The sequence below is a fragment of the Citrobacter sp. KH_055_1 genome (assembly GCF_057838705.1).
In genome coordinates this window covers 4,595,167-4,615,953 of record NZ_CM174473.1, presented here as the reverse complement: position 1 = coordinate 4,615,953, position 20,787 = coordinate 4,595,167, and the positions used below count along the sequence as shown (strand labels likewise).

Here is a 20,787-nt window from a genome sequence, read left to right as displayed (position 1 = left end):
CATGATGAAAACAACTTCTACACCTCGCGGGAAAGGTCCTGCAAAGGCGCGTCGTAAGACACGCGAAGAAATTAACCTGGAAGCTCGCGACCGTAAGCGTCAGAAAAAACACCGTGGTCTTGCGGCGGGCAGCCGTGCGACCGGCAGCGACGGTGCATCAGGTGGCGGAAACCAAAACAAACACAAAGATCCTCGTATTGGCAGTAAAACTCCCATTGCATTGGGTGTGACTGAAAAAGTCACCAAACAGCACAAACCGAAGAGTGAGAAACCTATGCTTTCACCACAGGCTGAGTTGGATTTACTGGAAACGGATGAGCGCCTGGATGCGCTGCTGGAACGTCTTGAAGCGGGAGAGATCCTGAGTGCTGAAGATCAGTCCTGGGTGGATGCCAAGCTGGATCGCATCGATGAGCTGATGCAGAAACTGGGGCTCTCTTACGATGATGACGAAGAAATTGACGAAGAAGAAGAAAAGCAGGAAGACATGATGCGCCTGCTGAAGGGCGGTAACTAACGGTTTTGTACCGTGGGTCTTCCCGTCCTGCTTATAACCCTTCCGGTTATATGTTATCTGGTGTGGTTATTCGTTAAACTACAGCGATTGTCGCGGCGCCAAAAGTGGCTGCGCAACCGGCTTATCACTCGCAGTGGGGGTAAGCCGGTACGCCGTACCCGCCAGAAACGCCATCGGAAGGAGTGAGCATGTCTGAGCAGCTAATCGACTGGGACCTGGCCCTGATCCAGAAATATAACTATTCCGGGCCACGATACACCTCGTATCCGACCGCGCTGGAGTTTTCTGCAGACTACGGTGCTGAAGCATTTCTGCAAGCCGTAGCGCGTTACCCTGAACGTCCACTCTCTTTGTACGTCCATATCCCGTTCTGCCATAAATTGTGCTATTTCTGCGGCTGCAACAAAATTGTGACCCGTCAGCAGCATAAGGCCGATCAATATCTGGACGTTTTAGAACAAGAGATTATTCATCGCGCGCCGCTGTTTGCTGGCCGTCATGTTAGCCAGTTGCATTGGGGCGGTGGTACGCCAACCTATCTGAATAAAGCGCAGATTAGCCGCTTAATGACGCTGCTGCGTGATAACTTCGATTTTAACGCGGATGCAGAAATCTCGATCGAAGTTGATCCGCGTGAAATCGAGCTCGATGTTCTCGATCATTTACGTGCTGAAGGCTTTAACCGCCTGAGCATGGGGGTGCAGGACTTCAATAAAGAAGTTCAGCGCCTGGTAAACCGTGAGCAGGACGAGGAGTTTATCTTTGCACTGATTAATCGTGCGCGTGAGATTGGCTTTACCTCGACCAACATTGACCTCATCTATGGTCTGCCAAAACAGACGCCGGAAAGCTTTGCCTTTACCCTGAAGCGGGTGGCTGAGCTCAATCCCGACCGCCTGAGTGTCTTTAACTATGCGCACCTGCCAACGTTGTTTGCCGCGCAGCGTAAAATCAAAGATGCTGACCTGCCCAGCCCACAACAGAAGCTGGATATTTTGCAGGAGACCATCTCCTCGCTGACCGAAACAGGTTATCAGTTCATTGGGATGGATCACTTTGCCCGTCCGGATGACGAGCTGGCGATTGCCCAGCGCGAGGGTGTTCTGCACCGTAATTTCCAGGGTTATACCACCCAGGGCGATACCGACCTGCTGGGCATGGGCGTTTCCGCCATCAGTATGATTGGCGACAACTACGCGCAGAACCAAAAAGAGCTGAAGCACTATTATCAGCAGGTGGATGAGCAGGGAAATGCGCTGTGGCGCGGTATTGCACTGACCCAAGATGACTGTATTCGCCGGGATGTGATTAAACTACTGATCTGCAACTTCCGCCTCGACTACGCCGTCGTAGAACAGCAATGGGATCTGAACTTTGCTGACTATTTTGCTGAAGACCTGAAGCTGTTGGCTCCGCTGGCGAAAGATGGGCTGGTGGATGTGAATGAGAAGGGGATTCAGGTGACGCCAAAAGGTCGTCTGCTGATCCGCAATATTTGCATGTGCTTTGATGCGTACCTGCGCCAGAAAGCACGGATGCAGCAGTTCTCGCGGGTCATCTAATGACGTTGCCCGGTGGCACTTCGCTTACCGGGCCTACGACATCTCAATATGTAGGTCGGGTAAGCGAAGCGCCACCCGACAAACCCGCTAGCTAAACAGCCCAACCAGCGCTGCACACAGCACCGCGGCAACCGCAGTTTGCGGCGTATGGCTTTCAACCGAGCCGCTCGACAGCAGATTAATAATTGATTCCAGCATGATGACTTCCCCCGTTTTCCGGGCACGATCATACTTAACTCATCGGAACAGTAAAGCGCAAAATAGCAGCGCTTTGCGCTCAATTATCAATCTTTACACAGCGAAAATCCCTTACTCCATGCCAAGCTCTTTTAACTTACGTGTCAGGGTATTACGCCCCCATCCGAGTAAGCGCGCCGCTTCCTGTTTATGGCCCTGAGTATGGCGCAGCGCGGTGGTTAACAGCGTGCGTTCCATTTCAGGCTGCGCTTCAGAGAGTAAGTTTTGATGACCGGAGCGTAGCGCCCGGTCAGCCCATTGTGCCAGCAGTGTTGCCCAGCTGTCAGGCTGCATATGTGAGGGCGCGTCTGGAACGCTTGCTTCAAATAGCTCAGCCGGCAGGTCCTGAATCAGCACTTCCTGCCCGGCGGCCATCACGGTTAACCAGCGGCAAGTGTTCTCTAGTTGACGAACGTTACCCGGCCAGGCCAGACGCGTCAGTGCGGCCTCGGTTTCAGGGTGTAACTGCTTGGCTTCCACACCCAGCTCGTGAGCGGCTTCCTGCAGGAAATGACGCGCCAGGCGAGGGATGTCTTCCCGTCGCTCGCGCAGCGGTGGTAAATGAACGCGAATGACGTTCAGTCGGTGGAACAAGTCCTCGCGGAACTTGCCTTCCTGTACCCGCAGTTCCAGATTCTGGTGCGTAGCCGCGATAATGCGTACGTCCACCTTCACCGGCGCATAGCCGCCGACGCGGTAAAACTGTCCGTCGGCCAATACACGCAGCAATCGCGTTTGCACGTCCAGCGGCATATCGCCAATCTCATCGAGAAACAGCGTGCCGCCATCCGCCTGCTCGAAGCGTCCCTGACGAATGGTATTGGCGCCGGTAAAGGCGCCTTTTTCGTGGCCAAACAGTTCAGATTCGATTAAATCCTTCGGAATTGCCGCCATGTTAAGGGCGATAAATGGCGATTTGGCACGCGGGCTGTGACGGTGGAGAGCATGAGCGACCAACTCTTTACCGGTCCCGGACTCACCGTTGATCAAGACGCTAATTGAAGAGCGGGAAAGCCGGCCAATTATGCGAAAGACATCCTGCATTGCTGGGGCTTCACCGATGATGTCGGTGGTGGGGCCGTTGATCTGAACATTACGCGGCTGCTGCTGTTCCTGATAATGGCTTATGGCGCGTTCGACTAGCGCCACAGCTTCGTCAATATCAAACGGCTTGGGCAGGTAATCGAACGCCCCTTGCTGGTAGGCGCTGACGGCGGCGTCCAGATCGGAGTGCGCGGTCATGATGATGACCGGAAGCATCGGATGACGCTGTTTAATTTGTTTTAACAGCGTCAGGCCGTCCATCCCCGGCATGCGGATATCCGACAACAGCACGTCCGGCGTTTTACTGGCGAGCGCGTCCAGTACCTCTTTACCGCTTTCAAATGTGGTGCAGTTGAGTCCTGCCCCTGCGAGCGCACGTTCAAGCACCCAACGGATGGAACTATCGTCATCAACGACCCAGACTATTCCTCGTTGCATAAACGTCACCTCTATTTCCTGATAGGCAGGTAAACCGAGAACTCGGTATGACCCGGCCAACTGGTAAATTCAATTTTGCCGGAATGTTGATCAATCAAATTACGGGCGATAGATAATCCCAGCCCGGTTCCCCCCTCGCGACCGCTGACCATTGGGTAGAACAGCGTATCCTGTAAATGTGGAGGAATACCCGGACCGTTGTCCTCAACGTCAATACGCGCCGCCAGGCGGTAACGCATGCCGTGCAATGTGAGCTGAAACGCGGTGCGGGTACGCAGAATAATCTCGCCACCTTCCGGTCCCAGCGCTTGTAACGCATTACGCACGATATTCAGCAGAACCTGTTCTATCTGGTCAGGATCGTGCAGTATTTCTGGCAGACTCGGGTCGTAATCGCGGATCAACGTGACATTCTCCGGGAGTTCCATCGACACCAGTGCCACAACGCGTTCTGCCACCTTGTGAATACTTTCCGTGATGTGCATACCGGGTTGCTGCGGCCCCAGCAGGCGGTCGACCAGGTTACGCAGGCGGTCTGCCTGCTCAATAATGACTTGGGTATATTCCTTGAGGGCTGGATCCGGTAGCGCTTTACTGAGCAGTTGTGCTGCACCGCGTAATCCACCCAACGGGTTTTTAATTTCATGCGCCAGACCACGTACCAGATCGCGGGCGGCTATTTGCTGGGCATGCTGGAGCTGCTCCTGACTCAGACGGCGCTGGTTATCCATGGGCGCCATCTCCAGCAGAATAAGGCCATCAGGCAGCCTCTGGGCGGTCACAGAGAGGATATGCGAGTGGCTATCTATCACCAGCGTCACTTCGTTGTCCGTAAAGCCCTGACCCGCTTCCAGGCTCTCTCGCATCAGCCCGATGTTTAATGAGAAATAACTCAGCAGTTCAGAAAGCGGCGTGCCAAACAGTTTGCGGGAACTTTGGGCAAGCAGCTGCTGTGCCGCGGGGTTGGCGTAATGCACCGCCAGCTCATCGTCGACAAGTAAAATGCTGTTAATTAACGAATTGAGGATCTGCCCAGCATCGGGCAGCGTGCCGGTTGCCATTCAGCAGTCTCCTGAAAAAGGTTGCACCAATTTAGTGCATTATAGCTTTCACGTAGAAAAAGCGCGAAGGATCAGTTCGTTGGCGGAGAAAAAAGCCCATCGTGTGATGGGCTGAAAGTTTCCACGGCAACTCAATTCCAGGTTATCGCGCCAGCGCGTGACGCGACCTTATCTGGAAAGTACAACTCAAACGATTAAACGCTGTAGTACAACTCAAACTCTACCGGGTGCGGGGTCATGCGCACGCGGTCATCTTCTTCGCGACGCAGCGTAATGTACGCATCGATCGCTTCATTGGTGAACACGCCGCCTGCAGTCAGGAACTCGCGGTCCAGATCCAGTTCGTTCAGTGCTTCTTCCAGAGAGCCAGCAACCTGTGGGATCTCTTTTGCTTCTTCCGGTGGCAGGTCGTACAGGTTTTTGTCCATTGCTTCGCCCGGGTGGATCTTGTTCTTGATACCATCAAGACCAGCCATCAGCAGTGCTGCAAAGCACAGGTACGGGTTAGCCGCCGGGTCCGGGAAGCGTACTTCAATACGGCGTGCTTTCGGAGAGGCAACGACTGGGATACGGATAGAGGCAGAACGGTTACGGGCAGAGTACGCCAGCATAACCGGTGCTTCGTAACCCGGGACCAGACGCTTGTAGGAGTTGGTGGTCGGGTTCGCCAGGGCGTTGATCGCTTTAGCGTGTTTGATTACACCACCGATGTAGAACAGCGCCTGCTCGGACAGACCTGCATACTTGTCACCGGAGAACAGGTTTACGCCGTTCTTGGACAGAGACATGTGGCAGTGCATACCGGAACCGTTATCGCCGAACATCGGTTTTGGCATAAAGGTCGCCGTTTTACCGAAGCGGTGCGCGACGTTGTGAACGACGTATTTGTAGATCTGAATTTCGTCCGCTTTTTTGGTCATAGTGTTAAAGCGGGTAGCGATTTCGTTCTGGCCCGCAGTCGCCACTTCGTGGTGATGCGCTTCAACGACAAGGCCCATCTCTTCCATGACCAGACACATGGTAGAACGGATGTCCTGGGAAGAATCGACCGGAGGAACCGGGAAGTAACCGCCTTTCACGCCAGGACGATGACCTTTGTTACCACCTTCATATTTGGTGGAGGAGTTCCATGCGCCTTCGATATCATCGATAGCGACGTGGGAACCGGAAATAGAGCTGCCGAAACGGATGTCGTCGAACAGGAAGAATTCTGGCTCTGGCCCGAACAGCACGGTGTCTGCGATGCCGGTAGCACGCAGATATTCTTCAGCGCGTTTTGCGATGGAGCGCGGGTCGCGGTCATAGCCCTGAAGCGTACCCGGTTCCAGGATATCGCAACGGATGATCAGAGTAGACTCTTCAAAGAACGGGTCAATGAGTGCAGTAGAAGCATCTGGCATCAGAACCATGTCTGATTCGTTAATGCCTTTCCAGCCACCGATTGAGGAGCCGTCAAACATTTTGCCTTCTTCAAAGAATTCGGCATTTACCTGATGAGCAGGAATCGTGACGTGCTGTTCTTTACCTTTAGTGTCAGTGAAGCGCAAATCAACAAACTTCACTTCGTGTTCGTTCAGCATCGTCAAAACGTGTTCAGCGGACATACTTACTCTCCCGGATTGGTCATTGTCGTCGTGGTAACGAGGTCTTCAATTCTGCAAAAATTGGCCGTGTCGCCGTAAAAAATATAAAGCGAAATCTGTGCCAACTTTTAAATTGCCCCCAAAAGGCGTTATCATGCGCATCATCGTGCAAAGGGGTTGCACCATGAAGGTTGTATTGCACCATTATAGTGCCTCTTTGTGAACATTAAGCACTATAATGGTGCAATTGACATGAGATTACCCCTTTTAACGCTCCGTGAATGTGATCACAAAGAAACTCTGCAATACTTGTTTGCGGAGGATGTTTGTGATCCTGTTTTGTACTGCGATTAATCCGTGTACAATAACGCGCTATTTCTAAAATGCCTGAGGCAAAGTTGTGATCGAAAATTTGCGTAACATCGCCATCATCGCGCACGTAGACCATGGTAAAACCACCCTGGTAGACAAGCTGCTCCAACAATCCGGTACATTCGACTCTCGTGCCGAAACCCAAGAGCGCGTGATGGACTCCAACGATTTGGAGAAAGAGCGTGGGATTACCATCCTCGCTAAAAACACCGCTATCAAGTGGAATGACTACCGTATCAACATCGTTGATACCCCGGGACACGCCGACTTCGGTGGTGAAGTTGAACGTGTAATGTCCATGGTAGACTCCGTGCTGCTGGTGGTTGATGCAATGGACGGTCCGATGCCGCAGACGCGCTTCGTGACTAAAAAAGCCTTTGCTCATGGCCTGAAGCCAATTGTTGTTATCAACAAAGTTGACCGTCCTGGCGCGCGTCCTGACTGGGTTGTTGACCAGGTATTCGACCTGTTCGTTAACCTCGACGCGACCGACGAACAGCTGGACTTCCCGATCGTTTACGCTTCAGCGCTGAACGGTATCGCAGGTCTGGATCACGAAGATATGGCGGAAGACATGACCCCGCTGTATCAGACCATCGTTGACCGTGTACCGGCTCCGAACGTTGACCTTGATGGCCCGCTGCAGATGCAAATCTCTCAGCTGGACTACAACAACTACGTGGGTGTTATCGGCATCGGTCGCATCAAGCGCGGTAAAGTTAAACCGAACCAGCAGATCACTATCATTGATAGCGAAGGCAAAACTCGCAACGGTAAAGTCGGTAAAGTTCTGACCCATCTGGGTCTTGAGCGTATCGAGAGCGACGTTGCAGAAGCGGGCGACATCATCGCGATCACTGGTCTGGGCGAACTGAACATCTCCGACACCATCTGCGATCCGCAGAATGTTGAAGCGCTGCCGGCGCTGTCTGTTGATGAGCCGACCGTGACCATGTTCTTCAACGTAAACACCTCTCCGTTCTGCGGTAAAGAAGGTAAGTACGTTACTTCTCGTCAGATCCTTGACCGCCTGAAAAAAGAACTGGTACACAACGTTGCACTGCGTGTTGAAGAGACTCCGGATGCAGACGCATTCCGCGTGTCTGGTCGTGGTGAACTGCACCTGTCCGTTCTGATTGAAAACATGCGTCGTGAAGGTTTCGAGATGGCGGTTTCCCGTCCGAAAGTTATCTTCCGCGAAATCGATGGCCGTAAACAAGAGCCATTCGAAAACGTAACGCTGGACGTCGAAGAGCAGCACCAGGGTTCTGTTATGCAGGCACTGGGTGAGCGTAAAGGCGACCTGAAAAACATGAATCCAGATGGTAAAGGCCGCGTACGTCTCGACTACGTGATCCCAAGCCGTGGCCTGATCGGCTTCCGTTCAGAATTCATGACCATGACCTCCGGTACCGGTCTGCTGTACTCCACCTTCAGCCATTACGACGATGTTCGTCCGGGCGAAGTGGGCCAGCGTCAGAACGGCGTGCTGATCTCCAATGGTCAGGGTAAAGCTGTTGCGTTTGCACTGTACAGCCTGCAGGACCGCGGTAAGCTGTTCCTGGGTCACGGCGCAGAAGTTTATGAAGGCCAGATCATCGGTATTCACAGTCGTTCTAACGACCTGACTGTAAACTGCCTGACCGGTAAGAAACTGACCAACATGCGTGCTTCCGGTACTGATGAAGCCACCACCCTGGTTCCAGCTCAGAAAATGACTCTGGAACAGGCTCTGGAATTCATCGATGACGACGAACTGGTAGAAGTAACACCAACGTCTATCCGTATTCGTAAACGTCACCTGACTGAAAACGATCGTAAACGTGCGATGCGTGGTCCGAAAGAAGACTAATTAACGCGCTTTAATGACAAGACCCTGCCTTAAGAGGTGGGGTTTTTTTTGCCTGCAATCCCTGGTCCCCGGCGGGATTACGTTGATTCCCTGCCTCAAGAAATACTCTCCCCTCAAGATGTCTGGCTTAAGAGAGCTTGGTCACAAATTTTTCTAAAGCTCAACGCGGGTGTTTGCTTTCTTTTTCATCGTCAGCGTATGATTAAACCATCTGGTTTAAACCAAGTGAATTAAACAATGACGAGTAATCAGTCGACCGTTGAGAATGCGAAAGAGAAGTTAGATCGTTGGTTAAAAGATGGGATCACCACTCCGGGCGGAAAACTGCCCTCGGAAAGGGAGTTGGGAGAGTTGCTGGGGATCAAGCGCATGACGTTACGTCAGGCGCTATTAAACTTGGAGTCTGAATCCAAAATCTTTCGTAAGGATCGCAAAGGGTGGTTCGTTACCCAGGCACGCTTTAACTACAGCCCGGAATTGTCAGCAAGCTTTCAGCGCGCCGCGCTTGAGCAGGGTAGAGAGCCTTCCTGGGGATTTATCGAGAAAAGCCGGGTTTCTCAGTACCCGGACGTTGCCGCGCCGCTGGTGTCAGCAACACCGTCTGATGAACTGTATCGGATAACGGGCTGGGGAGCGCTGGAAGGGCATAAAGTTTTCTATCATGAAACGTTTATCAACCCGAAGGTCGCTCCGGGATTTATTGAGCAGCTTGAAAGCCAGTCATTTTCTTCGGTATGGGAAAATGAATATAAAAAAGAAACGGTAATCAAAAAACTGGCTTTTAAACCTGTCAGAATGGCCGGCGACATTAGCAAGTTTATTGGCGGTTCGACTGGAATGCCCGCCATTCTTATTGAAAAACACCGGGCTGACAGCGATGGCAATATCGTACAAATAGATATTGAGTATTGGCGATTTGAAGCAGTTGATCTCTTCATTAACTTGTAGGTACGTTTATGGTCACTAAAGACAATGCACATAAAATTCTGGCGCGGGTAGATAATCTTCCTCTTTATCTTCACGCTTATGCTTATCATTTGAATATGCGCGTTGAACGCATATTACCGAATGATTTATTAGATATCGCCAGTGAAAATAATCTGCGTGGGGTGAAAATCCACGTCCTTGATGGTGAACGCTATTCTCTTGAAAATATGAATGATGAAGCACTGTCAGCATTTGGCGACAAAGCGCGTCAGCTACAGCTTGATCTGCATATCGAGACCAGTTCTTCTGATAAAAAAGCTATTGACCAGGCTGTCGCTATCGCATTAAAAACAGGCGCCTCTTCGGTGAGGTTTTACCCGCGCTACGAAGGTAATCTTCAAGAAGTGCTTGCAATCATTACGCAAGATATCAAATATTTGCGCGATTGCTATCAGGATAGCGGACTGACCTTTACCTTAGAGCAGCATGAGGATTTAAAGAGTCATGAATTGGTATCGTTAGTTCAGAGCAGTGATATGGAGTCGCTCTCTTTACTGTTTGATTTTGCTAATATGATCAATGCCAATGAGCATCCGTTAACGGCGTTAGACACAATGTCTCCGCATATTACCCAGGTGCATATTAAAGATGCATTAATTGTAAATGAGAATGCGGGACTGGGCCATAAAGCCTGTACTTCGGGTCAAGGGGATATGCCGTTTAAAGATCTGCTGACCAAACTTATTTGCTTAGGTGATGAGAAGCCGCAGGTAACGGCTTACGGGCTGGAAGAAGAAGTGGATTATTACGCCCCGGCATTTCGTTTCGACAATGAAGGAGATAACCCCTGGATCCCATGGCGCCAGATGAGCGAAACACCGCTACCGGAGCCAGAACTTCTCGAAGAACGTTTGATTAAAGAAAAAAATGATGCCATCCAACAAATACAATTTGTGCGTAGCGTGCTACAACAAATTAAAAATGAGGCGCATCACATTCTAACTCATTATTAATATCTAACGCCTTTATTTAGAATTCATAGTCCATTTCTGATGAATGGGCGTATTTTTATATTTAAAACAAATGATTAAATAAATCATTTAGGGGATGCTATGCTCACAAAAAAGAAATGGGCGCTTTTTAGCCTGTTAACGCTGTGTGGCGGTACAATTTACAAATTACCCTCACTGAAAGATGCGTTCTATATTCCGATGCAAGAATACTTCCATTTGACTAACGGTCAGATTGGTAACGCGATGTCAGTGAACTCATTTGTAACTACCATAGGTTTTTTCTTATCTATTTATTTTGCAGACAAACTTCCACGTAAATACACTATGTCTCTTTCCCTTATTGCTACGGGGCTGCTGGGGGTTTATTTGACCACCATGCCTGGCTATTGGGGGATCCTCTTTGTCTGGGCGTTATTTGGTGTTACCTGCGACATGATGAACTGGCCGGTGTTATTAAAATCCGTTAGCCGACTCGGCAACAGCGAACAACAAGGGCGTCTGTTCGGCTTTTTTGAAACGGGCCGCGGTATTGTGGATACGGTTGTCGCATTTTCTGCACTGGCCGTCTTTGCCTGGTTTGGCAGTGGTCTGTTGGGGTTCAAGGCCGGTATCTGGTTCTACTCTGCAATTGTCATTATGGTCGGGATCATCATCTTCTTTGTTCTGAACGATAAAGAGGAAATCCCCGCCGCAAAAATCCATGATGCTGAAGATGCGCCGAAAAATCCAAGCATGTCGTCAGTTCTGAAAGATAAGACTATTTGGTTAATCGCGTTTAACGTCTTCTTTGTTTATGCCGTGTATTGTGGATTGACGTTCTTTATCCCATTCCTGAAAAACATTTATATGCTGCCCGTCGCGCTGGTGGGGGCTTATGGGATTATTAACCAATATTGCCTGAAAATGGTTGGTGGCCCGATTGGTGGACTGATCTCAGATAAAATCCTGAAATCACCGAGTAAATATTTATGCTACACATTTATGCTCAGCACAGTGGCACTGTTGCTGCTGATCGTTCTGCCGCATGAAAGTATGCCCGTTTATTTAGGCATGGTGTGTACGCTGGGCTTCGGCGCCATCGTATTTACTCAGCGCGCTGTATTCTTTGCCCCGATTGGTGAGGCCAAAATCGCAGAGAATCAAACGGGTGCAGCAATGGCGCTGGGTAGCTTTATCGGTTATGCCCCGGCGATGTTCTGCTTCAGTATGTACGGATATATTCTGGATTTGAACCCAGGGCTCATCGGCTACAAAATTGTGTTTGGTATTATGGCCTGCTTCGCTTTCTGTGGGGCGATTGCATCTGTTCTGCTGGTTAAGCGAATCAGTGAAAGAAAGAAAATGCTGCAAGCGGAACAGGCGTGATGCGCGTTTACGTCAGGTAGTATGAAAAAGCCGCTGACTTGGACTGTCAGCGGCTTTTTTATCAATAGAGGGAGCTAGAAGAAATACTTTGCCCCGACACGAATCTGATTTTGTTCCCGGTGGTAGGGTTCCACATTACGATCTAACCAGCGTAATTCAAGATAGGGCAGCCAGTGCTCGTTGATGCGATATTTAAAGGTATTGGTAATTTCCCAATGATGGTCTTTACCATTACTACTATTAAAATCATTTACTCGCATAAAGTAGTGTGGTTCAAACGTATAAGAAAACTTATCCGTAATGCTAAAATTCCAATAGTTACCGATCTCATAGGTATCGTTGTTATCCAGATCGCCGTTTAAATCGGTTGAGCTGTAGTTGTTATGATTATATCGATTACGTACCGTAAGGTTAAACCAGGGCGTAAACTTATAATTCACATCCAGATATACTGCGCCGCCAGAACCAATACTCTTATCGTTAATCAGTCCACCGGGTTGAATAGTCAGTTTATCTGTCGGCTTGAATAATGGATACCAGCCTTCTATTTCGTTATAGCCATGTTTTAACTCATCTTTGCGTTGCATGGTGTAGGTATTCGTGAGCATGATACCCGCACCCATATCGGAATTATAGCCAACGCGCAGCATGACTTCCATCTGATCGGATGCCAGATTATATGCCTCGCGGTTTTCCACATAGGCACCGGCAAAAACAGAGGTGGAGACGACAGAGGATAAAAGAATTATTGTATTCAACTTTTTCATAATAAATCCATTTTATAAGCGTAGGGAAGCCGCCATCCATAGAGATGGAGAAAGCGGCAATTATTTTTATACGTTTACAACAGAGGTATTCTTTTTATGACTCTCAGTATCAGGTTTGAAATTGCTTTTCTTCCGTTGACTGATTTCCTCGATAATAAAAGCAAAGCGAGTTTCATTGAGTTTATAAAATAAACCCATGGTGAAGGCTGCGATGATGGCAAGCCCGCATGGCCAGAGAAAAATAAGCTGGCGCAAACCGAGCAAGGTGGCCTCGCTCTGGACTATGTTGGGGACATAGCCGATTTGCGTCAGCATAATACCCGGCAAGAAACCCGCCAGCGCAGCAGAAATTTTTCGTGAAAAGGTATAACCGGTATAGACCGACCCCTCGGCACGAATCCCGGTTTTCCATTCACCGTAGTCAACGGTATCTGGGACTAGCGCCCAGTTCAGGCTGTTAACAAAAGCGGTACCGAAGAAGGCCATGCATGAGAAAGTCACAAACAAGAACGACGTCCCGCCCCAGAAAAAGTTCAGCACATCGCCGAGGGCCCACAATGCCAGGCCGCCGAGATAAACCTGTTTTTTACCGAAGCGTTTCACGGTTGTAGGCACCAGCAGTACGCCAATCAGAATGCATCCCATACTGAAAAAACCCATCCATGACAACAGATGGATATCGTTGAGCACGTACTGGGTGTAATAAACTTGAATCGCCAGCTTGATGTTGAATGCCGCCAGCGTACACAAGTTGGCGATACACAGCACCAGTAGGGGAGGGTTACGGAAAATCGCGCGGAACGATTTGAGAATACTGGGCTTATGATGGTCCGGCATGATTTCGATATAGCGCTCTTTCACCCCGCTAAAGCACCACCACATACTGAACAAACCGCAAACCGAGAAGATCAGCGCAGCAATCAGATAGCCAAGCGAAGGTGTGCTGGTAAACAGCGCCTGAATCGGCATAAAGCCCACGGTACACAGCAGCAGTCCGACCGTGGCACCACCCTGACGCCAGGCTGCAAGCTGGGCGCGCTCATGCGGGTTTTTGGTGATGGCGGGAACCATCGCCCCGTAAGAGCAGTTCATCAGGCTATAGAACAGGCCAAACAGCATAAACAGCACCGTTGCCAGTCCCGTTTTTACCGTTAGCGTAAAATCGGTGGCTAAAAACTGCGCGCTGGCAACCAGGGCGACAGGAAACGACGCATATAAAATAAAGGGTCTGAATTTCCCTTTTACGCCAATATTACGCCGTGAGTCCAGTAATACGCCGGTCAGCATATCGGTGAAGGCGGTGAAGAACTTCGCCACCAGAAAGATTATCCCACCGTAATATGCAGGCATCCCAAGCTCATCGGTATAAAATTTAAGCAGATACAGCGTGCCGATACACAGCATCAAATTTGAGCCGAAGTCACCCACTCCGTAGGCGAGTTTTTCACGCAGGCTCAGTTTTAACGTTAGCGGATCATGGTCAGACATAATCGCTCCTTAATAACGCCCCGTAGGGCGCTATTCATTATTATTATCAAACGGGTTGTTTACGCGCTTCTATCTCTTCAACGATACGGACATACATCTTCTCGTTAAGGTTGTAGAAGCAGCCCATTGCCACGATGGTGATGACTGCCAGGGCGCACGGATAAATAAAAATCAGCTGGCGTAAACCTTCGACGGTACCCGCCGATTGCACCACGTTAGGCACGTAGCCAATCTGCGTCAGCATCCAACCGGGGAAGAACCCCGCCAGCGCCTGCGAGACTTTACGGAAGAAGGTGAATCCGGTGTATACCGTCCCTTCAGAGCGCACGCCGGTGCGCCATTCGCCATATTCCACCGTGTCAGAGACCAGCGCCCAGTTCAGGCTGTTAACAAACGCCGAACCAAAGAAGGCCAGACAGGAGAAGGCGACAAAGCTCACCGACCCGCCGCCAAAGAAGTAGTTGAGCAGATCGCCCGCCACCCAAATCAGCAGACCGCCGATATAGACCTTCTTCTTACCAAAGCGTCTGACCATTCCCGGCATCAAAAATACGCCGATGAAGATACAACCCATGCTGAAGAAGCCCATCCAGGAGAGCAGGATCGGGTCGTTCAATACGTACTGGGTGTAATAGACCTGGATCGCCAGCTTGACGTTAAACGCGCCGAGCGTGCACAGGTTGGCAATGCACAGAATAAACAGCGGGCGGTTGCCGGCGATGGCGCGAAAGGATTGCAGTAATCCCGGTTTTTGCGTTGCATCTACCGGCTTTACTTCGACGTAGCGCTCTTTCACACCTGCATAGCACAGCCACATAAACAGCAGGCCGAACAGGGAGAATAGCGTGGCGGCGAAGATATAACCCAGCTGCGAGTTACCTTCGATCAGGTTCATCACCGGCACAAAGCCGACGGTGCACAGCAGCAGGCCGAGCGTGGCACCGCCCTGGCGCCAGGCGGCAAGGGAAGCTCGTTCATCCGGGTTTTTCGTTATTGCGGGCACCATCGCGCCGTAAGAGCAGTTCATCATACTGAAGAACAGTCCGTACAGCATAAACAGCACCGTTGCCATCACCGTTTTTCCGGTGATTTCAAATGGCGTACCGACGAAGTTGGCGATAGCCAGGAGCGTAACCGGGAAAGCTGCGTAAAGCACGAACGGACGGAATTTGCCCTTCGGACCGATTTTACGTCGCGAATCGAGCATAATCCCGGTACCCATATCGGTAAACGCGGTAAAAAACTTGGCGATAAGGAAAATGATACCGCCGTAAGTACCTGGTAAACCAAGGACATCGGTATAAAACTTGAGTAAATAGAGCGTGCCAATGTCCAGTAGGATATTGGAACCTAAATCACCCATCCCATAGGCGAGTTTTTCTTTAAAAGGTAAGCGTAGGGTTGCCGGATTGGCTGTATTCTGACTCATGATTATCCCTCATTTGCCCGCGTGTTTCCGCGCGGGCGAGCCTGATTAGATACTGCGTAAAGTTGCAAACAGTGATGCCCACTCACTCTTCGCGCGATAGAAGACCGGAGGTTTGCCAATAGGCGCATCAACGGTAATTTCGCCACCTTGGTAAGTTTCCCCGGTCCAGACGTTGACCCAGCTGTCCTCTGGCAGATACAGCGTCCAGTCGCGCTTACCCTGTTCGTGAACCGGCGCAACCAGCAGATCCTGACCCAGTAGGTACTGGTATTTCAGGGTGTAGGTGGTGGCATCGTCTTCATAATGCAGGAACAGCGGGCGCATCACCGGCAGTCCGGTGGCGCTGTTTTGCGCGACGGCCTGCTTGAGATACGGTTTCAGGGTGGTGAACACGGTAGTCATGCGGGCAAAATGGGCGATGGTTTCTGCATCACCATCGAACTGCCAGTTATCGCCCGGGCGGTTGCCTTCGTGGGTGCGCATCATTGGCGTGAAGGCGCTGAAGTCGCACCAGCGCAGCAGCAGCTCTTTCGTGCGCTTCATGTCAAACAGGGTTGTGTAGCCGCCGATATCGCTGTGGTGCAGGCCGTGGCCGGTCATCGCCAGCGACAGCGCCGCAGGGACGACCGAAGCGAGGCCATCATCAAGGCTCCAGTCGACGTTTTGGTCACCCGCCCACATCATGGTGGAGTATTTCTGGCTACCGGTGTAACCCGCACGCATAAAGAACAGGATTTCGCCGAGCTTGCCGGTTTCCTGTAACGCTTCGTAGTTACACTTCGCCCACAGTGCAGGCCAGGCGTTATGCATGATCTCGGCGCTGACGCCGTTGTGCAGATACGTATCGGTCGGCAGATATTCGCCAAAATCCGCCATCCAGCCGCCACAGCCGAGCTCAATCATGTTCTTTTTGATGACGTCTTTGAACCAGTCGTAGGCTTCCGGGTTGGTCAGATCGACCACGCCGCCGTAGAACTCGCCGAACTCAACCAGATAGTCACCGCCAGCGGCGTTTTTTGCCAGATAGCCGCGAGCCGCCGCTTCCGCGCAGAGGTCTTTATCGCTGGCAACGTACGGATTGATATACGAGAGGAACTGTACGCCTTCTTCTTTCCACTGTTTAATGCGGCTATCCAGCTGTGGATAGTTGTCGCTGTTCCACTTCCAGTTCCACATCACGCGTTTGCCAAACGAGGTCATACGGATCCCGGACCAGTCCTGCGCCCAGATGCCATTCACCTTCACGCCCGCATTACGCATGGTGTCCAGTTTGTTCTGGCAAACCTCGGTGCCGCCCTGAATACCCAGCGTGACGCCGTCGTAAATCCAGTCCGGCAGCGCCGGCTGGCGGCCTAACAGCGCGGTCAGTTTTTCCAGCAGGGCGATATACGTGTCGGCGCACTCAAAGCGCAGGGTGGTTTTGTCTTCCCACAGCGCCAGCTCGTGATATTCCGGCGCGCTAAAGTCGAAATTCATGTAGCAGCTGTTATCAACGTGGCAGTAGTACTTTTGCGTGCTGACGAAGGTCGGCTGTGGGAAGAAAGTCCAGTAATAGTCGCCGCCGGCGTTCTCTTTGCAGTCTGCCTGCCAGGTCACATAGCTGTTCTTGTTGCGGCCCACGCCTTGTTCACTGGTCCACAGCGGGAACGGTTTACCGCGTAAATCAAAGTAAGAAAATTGCTCGCCGCAGCCGTAGATATGATCTTTCGGATTGGCGGCCAGACGTAACCAGATGCGATTGTGGCTGAGATCGTCGTTTTGCAGATCCAGCTTCAGTCGGCCCTGTTCATCGGTGGAGATGTGCAGGCTGGCCGCGATGGCGCCGCCGCGGCTGAAATGTACCCGCCAGCCATCAAGTGATTCGTTGACCGTCGCCTCCGTGAGGGCAATCTTCTCATTGAGTTTGTCTTTAATGCTGAAGTTGCCGCGGAACATCTCAATGTCGGCAACGCCTGCGCCGATCCACAGACAAGGGGTTTGCGAGGTATGGCGCAGAATCAGGCGCTGATGGTACATAAGCGCAAAGCCATCCTGTAACGTGGTGATTTCTAATGCGGTTGACCGTTGTTGTAGCGAATTCATTATCGTCTCCGTAAACATAGGGTAATTCTGTAATTTGTCGGAAATCTGTTATTCACTGCCGATTAAAAAATTCAGTTGGTGTTTTTCTCCGGGCGCGAGATGAATCAGGCTAATCCCAGAATTAAAGGCGTCGGGCGGGCAGGTCATGGGTTCTACTGCCAGGCCACACCTTGCTAATTTCTCGCCGGTATACACCTGCAGCCAGGGCTGGTGGCTGCGTAAAAAGGTGGACATATTTTGCGAGCGGCTGGTCATTCTGACTTCCCATCCCGCGTCGGGTGACAGGGGCCTAAACGTATGATCAATTACGGTTTGCGCGAGTAAATGCGGCGTAGTGAAATCCCGTTCATCACACCTTTCTTCGCTCGCCGGCAGTGTTAATTCACAGCTGTCGATGTGTTGTAGATTGCAGGTCAAATAGGGGTGCGCTCCTGCACCATAAGGCGCCGTGTCCTCGCCCACATTCTGCGTACAAATAGAAACGTGCAGCCCGTTGGTAGTATCCAGCCGGTAAATTACCTCTGATACCAGTGCAAACGGGTAGCCATATGAGGGCGGCAGAAAAATTGTCAGCGACACTTCCGATGCCGACTTCTGGTTAATCTGCCAATCCCGCCAGGCTAAAAGGCCATGAATCGCGCTCTGCGAAGCAAGGTCGTTGACGGCAAGCTGCAATCTCTTGCCGTTATGCTGATAGCAGCCGTTTGCCACGCGATTAGGCCACGGGACAAGCACTTTCCCCAGATGTGCCAACGGCATCTCTTCCGGCTTATGTGGGACGACAATATGGCGTCCGTGGTACGTCAGTTCCGCCAGCCCAGCGCCAACCGTCACGATTTTTGCCTGGTAATGACCCGCCCGAAGATGAACGGTTTTTCCGCCGCTATGCATGGCTGCTATCCTTATGACCTATTTTGCGTTGATATCCAGAAGACCGGCAGCAACCGCTGGAGCAAGTCCCGGAGCCAGTGGCAGGCGTGGGATCACCAGACAATGCAGCAGGTGATAAATATCCTGCTTGCCGTCCCAGACTTTGGTGGTCACCTTGTTATCGGTGTCCAGTTCCTGCCACCATGAGCCGGTCTCGTAATCCATCAGATAGGTGATGCAGTAATCCCACCACGTCTGGTACCAGGTTTCGTACTGGCTCTCGCCAGTGAGGGTATACAGGGCGTAGGCGGTGCCCATGGCTTCGACTATCGGCCAGCGCACTCTTTCGCGGACGATCGGTTTGCCGTCCCAGTCCACTGAGTAAACAAAGCCGTCAGCGCCATCGGGAGCCCAGGCATCGCGGATGGTGGCGTGGAACAGACCTTTAGCATCTTCCAGCAGCCAGGCGGGTGGCGTTTCGAAGCGCGCTTCCAGCGCGGCATGCAGATGCAGCATCAGGCGGCCCCACTCAATCCAGTGGCCCGGTGTACCGCCGTAGGCGCGAAAGCGGTGAGCAGGGTTGTCTTTGTTGTAATCGCGAATCGGGTTCCACTGCGAATCGAAATGTTCGTTGACCCGATACTCGCCGCTGCGGGCCACGTCGTGAATAATCACCGACGCGATGCGCAGCGCCCGATCCAGCCATTTACGGTCGTGGGTGACGTCGTAAACGATCAGGAAGGCTTCAACTGCGTGCATGTTGGCGTTGCCGCCGCGATAATCTTCCGTCTGGCTGAAGGCTTCGTCCCAGGACTCCAGGCACATCTGCTCATCTTCACTCCAGAAGTATTTTTCAATCACTTCGATGGCGTCATCAAGCAGCTGTCGGGCCTGCGGATGACCGGTAGTGACGGCGCTTGCTGCCCCGAGTAACACAAAGAAATGTTGATAGCCCTGCTTGGAGGCATCCATTACGCCTTCGTCATTGACGCAGGCGTACCAGCCGCCGTAGCGTTTGTCGCGCAGTGCGCCGTTCAGGGCGTTAATCCCGTGACTGACCAACTGATATGCGCCGGGGCGACCCATGGACGCGGCAACGGAATAGACGTGCAGCATGCGGGCGGTGATCCACAAATGCGTTCCCATATCTGCTCTGACCTGGCCACTGTTTCCCAGCCAGCCAAATCCGGTCGGTACCGCCGCGTTCTTGCCAAAGTTAAAGATGCGGTCGGTTTCCTGCTCCAGCCAGCGGTTGTGGCTCAAGGTGTTAAACCATTTCATTCTTCGATCCTCGTATTAACGGCGGCGGGCCATCATTTCATCGACGATATCGCCCAGACGCTGCAACTTCGGTGCAGAAACATCGCGCAGCATCAGTTCGGTATCCGGTAATCCCACAACCGATGACCAGACCGCGCGCCCGGCCAGGAAGCCGGATGCTCCTGCGGTCATGGCCACGCTGACCGCGCGAGGGAACAGTTTTTCATCCACACCGGAGGAGAGAATGACCCACGGCATATTGATGTTTTCATTCAGCCGCTGTGATGCAGTGAGAAGCTCTTGCTGAGAGCCTTTACCGTAGAGCGGCATTTCGACTTTGTAGAGATCGGCACCGCTGTCACCCAGCTCTTTAGCGGCATCGATAATGGCCTGCTCGCGATCGAACTTATCGCCGCGACGCGGCGGACGTACGACCGGTTCGATAATGCTCAGCAAGCCACTGGAGTGGCACATCTCATTAAATTCTTTCACCATATCCAGACGCTGCTGGGCATCTTCATCGCTACGCCACAGCACCAGCAGTTTTAACGCCTTGGCGCCGTCTTGCTTAACGGCCTGCGGATCGATACTTTTATCAATCACTACGCTATCAACAGGAATGCCGTTGCCCGGAATAAACGCATCGGCGGCAACAATCATGGCGCAGCTTTTGGCTACCGCGTTTTGCTCCACCACCTGGCGGTAACAGAATTGCTGATCGACCAGAATGGCCGAGGCATAAGGAGAAAGGATTTTTGCCGCATTCACTTTGAAATCGGTCAGCACGCTGTCGCTGACCGGGGATTTCGCACCCGCAGCGGCAAACATTAAGCGCATGGCTTCACGCTGGTCGACGGCCAGCATGGCAAAACCGCCGGATGCGCGCGTGATATCTTTGATGGTGTAATTGTTCATTCAAT

The 20,787-nt window shown here is 51.7% G+C and carries 17 protein-coding genes; 6 read left to right on the top strand and 11 right to left on the bottom strand.

The genetic code is table 11. From position 1 onward, the window contains the following. The first annotated feature begins 1 nt into the window (after nucleotide 1). Both yihI and hemN read left to right on the top strand, forming a co-directional pair. Complete coding sequence (gene yihI / locus AC3ITF_RS21655) at nucleotides 2–517, top strand: Der GTPase-activating protein YihI (RefSeq protein WP_096758888.1); 516 nt, start codon at nucleotides 2–4, stop codon at nucleotides 515–517. Nucleotides 518–705: 188 nt separating this feature from the next. After that, the gene (hemN, locus tag AC3ITF_RS21650; protein WP_096758887.1) at nucleotides 706–2,079 is read left to right on the top strand and encodes an oxygen-independent coproporphyrinogen III oxidase; all 1,374 of its coding nucleotides are present in this window, start codon (nucleotides 706–708) and stop codon (nucleotides 2,077–2,079) included. 87 nt (nucleotides 2,080–2,166) lie between these two features. Here hemN and AC3ITF_RS21645 read toward each other — a convergent pair whose 3' ends face one another. The 4 genes from AC3ITF_RS21645 to glnA form a co-directional block, all read right to left on the bottom strand. After that, nucleotides 2,167–2,277, bottom strand: a complete 111-nt coding sequence (locus AC3ITF_RS21645) for a YshB family small membrane protein (protein WP_096758886.1) — start codon at nucleotides 2,275–2,277, stop codon at nucleotides 2,167–2,169. A gap of 111 nt (nucleotides 2,278–2,388) precedes the next feature. Then, nucleotides 2,389–3,798, bottom strand: coding sequence for a nitrogen regulation protein NR(I) (gene glnG / locus AC3ITF_RS21640; protein WP_115260010.1), 1,410 nt, complete (start codon nucleotides 3,796–3,798; stop codon nucleotides 2,389–2,391). Between the two features lie 11 nt (nucleotides 3,799–3,809). Then, on the bottom strand, nucleotides 3,810–4,859 hold the full coding sequence (gene glnL, locus AC3ITF_RS21635) for a nitrogen regulation protein NR(II) (RefSeq protein ID WP_115259821.1): 1,050 nt from the start codon (nucleotides 4,857–4,859) through the stop codon (nucleotides 3,810–3,812). 194 nt (nucleotides 4,860–5,053) lie between these two features. After that, on the bottom strand, nucleotides 5,054–6,463 hold the full coding sequence (glnA, locus tag AC3ITF_RS21630; protein WP_096758883.1) for a glutamate--ammonia ligase: 1,410 nt from the start codon (nucleotides 6,461–6,463) through the stop codon (nucleotides 5,054–5,056). Nucleotides 6,464–6,842: 379 nt separating this feature from the next. Here glnA and typA point away from each other — a divergent pair, with 379 nt between their 5' ends. The 4 genes from typA (at nucleotide 6,843) to AC3ITF_RS21610 (ending at nucleotide 11,971) form a co-directional block, all read left to right on the top strand. Next, the gene (gene typA / locus AC3ITF_RS21625) at nucleotides 6,843–8,666 is read left to right on the top strand and encodes a ribosome-dependent GTPase TypA (protein WP_115259820.1); all 1,824 of its coding nucleotides are present in this window, start codon (nucleotides 6,843–6,845) and stop codon (nucleotides 8,664–8,666) included. 237 nt (nucleotides 8,667–8,903) lie between these two features. After that, nucleotides 8,904–9,614 (top strand): GntR family transcriptional regulator, encoded by a 711-nt coding sequence (locus AC3ITF_RS21620; protein WP_096758881.1) that lies wholly within the window; start codon nucleotides 8,904–8,906, stop codon nucleotides 9,612–9,614. A gap of 8 nt (nucleotides 9,615–9,622) precedes the next feature. Then, nucleotides 9,623–10,606 carry a sugar phosphate isomerase/epimerase family protein gene (locus AC3ITF_RS21615; RefSeq protein WP_489176009.1) on the top strand — a complete coding sequence of 328 codons (984 nt, stop codon included), beginning with the start codon at nucleotides 9,623–9,625 and terminating at the stop codon, nucleotides 10,604–10,606. A gap of 99 nt (nucleotides 10,607–10,705) precedes the next feature. Then, nucleotides 10,706–11,971, top strand: coding sequence for an MFS transporter (locus AC3ITF_RS21610; RefSeq protein ID WP_096758879.1), 1,266 nt, complete (start codon nucleotides 10,706–10,708; stop codon nucleotides 11,969–11,971). A gap of 74 nt (nucleotides 11,972–12,045) precedes the next feature. Here the strand turns inward: AC3ITF_RS21610 and ompL are convergent, their stop codons facing one another. From ompL to yihT, 7 genes are all read right to left on the bottom strand, one after another. Further along, the gene (gene ompL / locus AC3ITF_RS21605; protein ID WP_174361459.1) at nucleotides 12,046–12,738 is read right to left on the bottom strand and encodes a porin OmpL; all 693 of its coding nucleotides are present in this window, start codon (nucleotides 12,736–12,738) and stop codon (nucleotides 12,046–12,048) included. Between the two features lie 66 nt (nucleotides 12,739–12,804). Beyond that, nucleotides 12,805–14,226, bottom strand: coding sequence for an MFS transporter (locus AC3ITF_RS21600; protein ID WP_117343635.1), 1,422 nt, complete (start codon nucleotides 14,224–14,226; stop codon nucleotides 12,805–12,807). Between the two features lie 46 nt (nucleotides 14,227–14,272). Then, nucleotides 14,273–15,655, bottom strand: a complete 1,383-nt coding sequence (locus tag AC3ITF_RS21595) for an MFS transporter (protein WP_117343636.1) — start codon at nucleotides 15,653–15,655, stop codon at nucleotides 14,273–14,275. Between the two features lie 45 nt (nucleotides 15,656–15,700). Continuing rightward, entirely contained in the window at nucleotides 15,701–17,737 is a 2,037-nt protein-coding gene (locus tag AC3ITF_RS21590) for an alpha-glucosidase (protein WP_489176008.1), read from the bottom strand. Between the two features lie 48 nt (nucleotides 17,738–17,785). Then, nucleotides 17,786–18,643: an aldose-1-epimerase gene (locus AC3ITF_RS21585; protein ID WP_489176462.1), complete on the bottom strand. Its 858-nt coding sequence runs from the start codon at nucleotides 18,641–18,643 to the stop codon at nucleotides 17,786–17,788. Nucleotides 18,644–18,646: 3 nt separating this feature from the next. Next, nucleotides 18,647–19,888 carry a sulfoquinovose isomerase gene (gene yihS, locus AC3ITF_RS21580; RefSeq protein WP_181218425.1) on the bottom strand — a complete coding sequence of 414 codons (1,242 nt, stop codon included), beginning with the start codon at nucleotides 19,886–19,888 and terminating at the stop codon, nucleotides 18,647–18,649. Between the two features lie 15 nt (nucleotides 19,889–19,903). Further along, nucleotides 19,904–20,782: a sulfofructosephosphate aldolase gene (yihT, locus tag AC3ITF_RS21575; RefSeq protein WP_117343640.1), complete on the bottom strand. Its 879-nt coding sequence runs from the start codon at nucleotides 20,780–20,782 to the stop codon at nucleotides 19,904–19,906. Between the last annotated feature and the right edge of the window lie 5 nt (nucleotides 20,783–20,787).

What these genes read in the sequence shown, in the direction of transcription:
- yihI (WP_096758888.1), top strand. Translation starts at nt 2, where the DNA reads ATGATGAAAACAACTTCTACACCTCGCGGGAAAGGTCCTGCAAAGGCG.
- hemN (WP_096758887.1), top strand. Translation starts at nt 706, where the DNA reads ATGTCTGAGCAGCTAATCGACTGGGACCTGGCCCTGATCCAGAAATAT.
- AC3ITF_RS21645 (WP_096758886.1), bottom strand. Translation starts at nt 2,277, where the DNA reads ATGCTGGAATCAATTATTAATCTGCTGTCGAGCGGCTCGGTTGAAAGC.
- glnG (WP_115260010.1), bottom strand. Translation starts at nt 3,798, where the DNA reads ATGCAACGAGGAATAGTCTGGGTCGTTGATGACGATAGTTCCATCCGT.
- glnL (WP_115259821.1), bottom strand. Translation starts at nt 4,859, where the DNA reads ATGGCAACCGGCACGCTGCCCGATGCTGGGCAGATCCTCAATTCGTTA.
- glnA (WP_096758883.1), bottom strand. Translation starts at nt 6,463, where the DNA reads ATGTCCGCTGAACACGTTTTGACGATGCTGAACGAACACGAAGTGAAG.
- AC3ITF_RS21620 (WP_096758881.1), top strand. Translation starts at nt 8,904, where the DNA reads ATGACGAGTAATCAGTCGACCGTTGAGAATGCGAAAGAGAAGTTAGAT.
- AC3ITF_RS21615 (WP_489176009.1), top strand. Translation starts at nt 9,623, where the DNA reads ATGGTCACTAAAGACAATGCACATAAAATTCTGGCGCGGGTAGATAAT.
- AC3ITF_RS21610 (WP_096758879.1), top strand. Translation starts at nt 10,706, where the DNA reads ATGCTCACAAAAAAGAAATGGGCGCTTTTTAGCCTGTTAACGCTGTGT.
- ompL (WP_174361459.1), bottom strand. Translation starts at nt 12,738, where the DNA reads ATGAAAAAGTTGAATACAATAATTCTTTTATCCTCTGTCGTCTCCACC.
- AC3ITF_RS21600 (WP_117343635.1), bottom strand. Translation starts at nt 14,226, where the DNA reads ATGTCTGACCATGATCCGCTAACGTTAAAACTGAGCCTGCGTGAAAAA.
- AC3ITF_RS21595 (WP_117343636.1), bottom strand. Translation starts at nt 15,655, where the DNA reads ATGAGTCAGAATACAGCCAATCCGGCAACCCTACGCTTACCTTTTAAA.
- AC3ITF_RS21590 (WP_489176008.1), bottom strand. Translation starts at nt 17,737, where the DNA reads ATGAATTCGCTACAACAACGGTCAACCGCATTAGAAATCACCACGTTA.
- yihS (WP_181218425.1), bottom strand. Translation starts at nt 19,888, where the DNA reads ATGAAATGGTTTAACACCTTGAGCCACAACCGCTGGCTGGAGCAGGAA.
- yihT (WP_117343640.1), bottom strand. Translation starts at nt 20,782, where the DNA reads ATGAACAATTACACCATCAAAGATATCACGCGCGCATCCGGCGGTTTT.